General features: G+C 43.9%; 6 protein-coding genes. 4 read left to right on the top strand and 2 right to left on the bottom strand.

Features of this window, described 5'->3' with window-relative positions; translation table 11 throughout:
* Positions 1 to 706: GerMN domain-containing protein (locus tag U9P07_08165; protein ID MEA2109375.1), on the top strand; the 706-nt coding region annotated here is incomplete at its 5' end.
* Between the two features lie 95 nt (positions 707 to 801).
* Here U9P07_08165 and U9P07_08160 read toward each other — a convergent pair.
* Both U9P07_08160 and U9P07_08155 read right to left on the bottom strand, forming a co-directional pair.
* A complete protein-coding gene (locus U9P07_08160) occupies positions 802 to 1,143 on the bottom strand; it encodes a toxin-antitoxin system HicB family antitoxin (GenBank protein MEA2109374.1) in 342 nt (113 codons plus the stop codon).
* On the bottom strand, positions 1,140 to 1,334 hold the full coding sequence (locus tag U9P07_08155; protein MEA2109373.1) for a type II toxin-antitoxin system HicA family toxin: 195 nt from the start codon (positions 1,332 to 1,334) through the stop codon (positions 1,140 to 1,142). The genes U9P07_08160 and U9P07_08155 overlap by 4 nt, the downstream gene beginning before the upstream one ends.
* A gap of 562 nt (positions 1,335 to 1,896) precedes the next feature.
* Between U9P07_08155 and U9P07_08150 the strand changes: the two genes are divergently transcribed.
* The 3 genes from U9P07_08150 (at position 1,897) to U9P07_08140 (ending at position 2,867) form a co-directional block, all read left to right on the top strand.
* On the top strand, positions 1,897 to 2,133 hold the full coding sequence (locus tag U9P07_08150) for a hypothetical protein (protein MEA2109372.1): 237 nt from the start codon (positions 1,897 to 1,899) through the stop codon (positions 2,131 to 2,133).
* Positions 2,127 to 2,471: a type II toxin-antitoxin system PemK/MazF family toxin gene (locus U9P07_08145; GenBank protein MEA2109371.1), complete on the top strand. Its 345-nt coding sequence runs from the start codon at positions 2,127 to 2,129 to the stop codon at positions 2,469 to 2,471. The genes U9P07_08150 and U9P07_08145 overlap by 7 nt, the downstream gene beginning before the upstream one ends.
* A 63-nt stretch (positions 2,472 to 2,534) precedes the next feature.
* Complete coding sequence (locus U9P07_08140; GenBank protein ID MEA2109370.1) at positions 2,535 to 2,867, top strand: hypothetical protein; 333 nt, start codon at positions 2,535 to 2,537, stop codon at positions 2,865 to 2,867.
* Positions 2,868 to 2,879: the final 12 nt, after the last annotated feature.

Raw genomic sequence — 2,879 nt, 5'->3', positions numbered from 1 at the left:
AACGCGTAAAACCAGCAGCCGACGGCGAAAACCGACGGCCAAAGAGCGATCCTGGCTCAGCTCCCTGCTTTTTTTTATCTTCGGAGTCAGCCTGGCTTTTATTGTTCTTTCCTTTTTCCCCCACCTGATCCCCGACCGGCTGCGGTCAAGCATCCGCCATTCAACTAGCCTGGTCAAACAATGGCAGCAAAAATACTGGCCGACCACGACCAAGACCACGACCACCACGGTCAAACCACGGCAACCGCAGCATCCCGCTAAAAAAACTTCCCCGATAACGGTAAAAAAAACTAAGCCCACCACCCTTTACGTTACTCTGTACAAGGCCAGTCCAGACTATGATGCCCTGACCCACAGCAGCAAACTGCTGAAATTGCCCAAAGAAGGGAAGGCACAGCTGGCCCGGATGATCTTTGCCGAACTGACCCGTGACGAATCAAAAAGCAAATCACCCCTGCCGTCTGGAGTCCGGCTGCGCGCGGTTTCTTTTTCCGGCCAACGCATCACCCTGGACCTGTCCAAAGAAATCATCAGCGGTCTGGCCAACACCGGCAGCAGCGATGAAATACTGGCAGTCTACGGCCTGGTGAACACCTATCTGAAGAATTTTCCCAAATTTTCCGAAGTCCAGATCACCGTCGCCGGCCACCCGGTCAAAACCCTGGCCGGACATATAGAAATCAACAAACCCCTCACCTTCTTTTGAGGGGTCAGGTCTTGCAATCACACAAATAATCTGAAATATCGGATTGATATTCCGAATTTTCAATGATCATGATCTATAGATGATGTTGGCATCCTTTAATATTTAAGATGAACCCCTTTTTTTAATATCTTTATACAGAAGCTATTGAGACTATCCCCCGTTTGCATAGCCTTAAGAGCAAGAACTTTGTGCAGTTCGCTCCCTAGCCTTAACTGAAATTTTCCTGAGAATTTTTTATTTGTCGGGCTTGGAAGGGACAATCCTTCCTGTTTATAAATTTCAACCCACTCGTCTACTATCCGGCAAAGTTCATGATAGACCTTTTCTTCCTGGTCTCCATGGCAACATTGGCCAATCCATCCAGGAATTGAACCAACATAGCATTGATCTTCTTCTGACCACTCAACAATTTTAATGTACTGGTCTCGTTCTTTCATTTTTGAGACTCCATTATCTTGCGTTTCACCTCACTTTCCTGGTATTTTTTTGCATCTGAACCAGGATTGCCGGATATAGTCACCGCAATACCTTTAGGGTGGATGAAGTTGCGGTGTCTACCTTTACCACCACGATTTCTGAAGCCTGCTTTTTCGAGCTGCTTCATCAGTTCTCTGATTTTTAACGGCATAGATATATGATACCAAATTGGTACTATCCTGTCAATAACAAAGCAGCAACTACTCTGCTTTAAAACCCTTTTTGTAACTATTCAGCACATCTTTATGAAGTGCACTGCTGTGAGCAAAACCGGGACTGTCCCCAAGCCTTTTGGTTTAAAAGGGGACTGTCCCAGGCTTTTGCGGCGCATGCCGACATTGTTTCATAGTCCGTAAACATCTGGGACAGCCCCCGGTGAAGCTGGGGACAGTCCCGAGTTTACTACTTAAGTAGCGATGCAATGTGCTGAATAGTTACCCCTTTTTTCCCTTCTCCAGGACCAACCTCTAATACGGGAACATATCCCGCAACCCAAACAGGCTTTATCGGCCCGCAAATAAGTGCTCTTATCAGAGCTTTGCATAAGTTTCTTCATCAGAACCTTTGCCTGACGGCAAAGAACCCGTGAAGCACTTAACATTTTCTTGTTTTTTAAACCAGAAAATAACCTGTAAGGCACTAATCTTTTCTTGACAGGGGGGTATTACCTTGGTTATACTCTTAAGCGGAAATCTGAGATGGGGGAACATTTTATGAAAACTGCGATTTCAATCCCTGACAAATTATTTATGGCGGCAGATAAATATGCGAAAAACGCCGGTATATCTCGTAGCCACTTATACGCCAAAGCAGTTGCCAAGTTTCTTGAGCAACAATTAACAGGTCAAATCACCAAACAACTGGATGATATTTACTCGAATAACTCTGCTAAATTAAGCCAGCCTCTTTTAACAATGCAATTTAGTTCAATGGAAAAAGAGGAATGGTAATAAAACATGGTGAAATATGGTGGGCCAAGCTACCGGAGCCTGTCGGGTCTGTGCCTGGCTACAAAAGGCCATTACTCATCGTCCAGGCAAACGAGTTCAATAAAAGTAGAATCAGCACTATCATCGCGGTTGCCCTAACCACAAATTTACGTTTAGCTGAAGCTCCTGGTAATATTTTACTTTCCAGCAAACAATCAAAGTTACCCAGGAAAAGCGTCGTCAATATTTCACAAATCATCACTATCGACAAATCTTTCTTAACCGAGAGAGTCCACACACTTTCCAGCGCCATAATGGCAACTATTGAGGACGGAATGAGATTAGTGCTGAAATTATAGAACTGCAAAAAAAGCACATAAAATCAAGTGCAGCTCCCAACCCTTTTTTTTCAGGAATAATGTATGATTGCAAGACCTGACCCCACATATGCAAAATATCAACAACTGATCAAGGATTGTTTCTGGGAATATAATTTCACCCCTGCCGACCTGGATAAGATTATCACCTCAGATAATGTACGGGAAAAACAGTTTCTTTTCGAAAAAATCCTGGCCAACAGTACACAACTACTTCATGATCTTAAAATTTTCCCCCAAGCCGAGTTGAAGTTTTTAGTAGACCGCTACACTGTCCCAACATTCAATCATGAATATTTGGCCAGACGTAAAAACATGGTGGAATACCATTTTTTCAATAAAGAACTGACGATAGAGGAGCTCAAGTGGACCGCATAGACTATAAAAAAC

The sequence above is a fragment of the Pseudomonadota bacterium genome, from assembly GCA_034660915.1.
GTDB lineage: Bacteria > Desulfobacterota > Anaeroferrophillalia > Anaeroferrophillales > Anaeroferrophillaceae > DQWO01.
The sequence above is the reverse complement of the archived record's forward strand: the minus strand, read 5'-3'. Positions and strand labels throughout refer to the sequence as shown.

Coding starts and splice junctions, on each gene's coding strand:
- U9P07_08160 (MEA2109374.1), bottom strand. CDS start 1,143: ATGAAAGAACGAGACCAGTACATTAAAATTGTTGAGTGGTCAGAAGAA.
- U9P07_08155 (MEA2109373.1), bottom strand. CDS start 1,334: ATGCCGTTAAAAATCAGAGAACTGATGAAGCAGCTCGAAAAAGCAGGC.
- U9P07_08145 (MEA2109371.1), top strand. CDS start 2,127: ATGGTAATAAAACATGGTGAAATATGGTGGGCCAAGCTACCGGAGCCT.
- U9P07_08150 (MEA2109372.1), top strand. CDS start 1,897: ATGAAAACTGCGATTTCAATCCCTGACAAATTATTTATGGCGGCAGAT.
- U9P07_08140 (MEA2109370.1), top strand. CDS start 2,535: ATGATTGCAAGACCTGACCCCACATATGCAAAATATCAACAACTGATC.